The organism is Bacillus sp. SIMBA_005, assembly GCF_046535585.1.
GTDB lineage: Bacteria > Bacillota > Bacilli > Bacillales > Bacillaceae > Bacillus > Bacillus pumilus.
In genome coordinates this window covers 1-327 of sequence record NZ_JAWRWI010000149.1, presented here as the reverse complement: position 1 = coordinate 327, position 327 = coordinate 1, and the positions used below count along the sequence as shown (strand labels likewise).

Genomic DNA, 327 nt, shown 5'->3' with positions numbered 1-327 from the left:
ATGAGATCGACAGGTCCCGTGAACTTATGCAGCTACCAAAAATTCAACACGCTGAAATCGCGCGTCTCGTCAATGCTTTCGCGGAGGATGAATCCAATCTAATGCCAAGAGTGCAGCGCTTTATGCGTAATAGCTTTTTAAGTGTATCCGCACATATCCGTCCTCGCAATTCTGACGAAAGCTAACAAGTGATTAGAAGATAACCGTGCCAGGGTCAACTAAATCTGACGGAGCGTCGCGAAAGGTACCGAAATAAAGGGGTCCGAAATAAAGGGGTCCGAAATAAAGGGGTCAGGCTCACTCAATCTTTGGAGGGCTGAAGCAATG

General features: G+C 47.1%; 1 protein-coding gene. It reads left to right on the top strand.

The genetic code is table 11. The features are described from left to right. On the top strand, positions 1 to 185 hold a 185-nt coding region (locus SB660_RS19515; RefSeq protein ID WP_410583901.1), incomplete at its 5' end, for a hypothetical protein. Positions 186 to 327 lie beyond the last annotated feature (142 nt).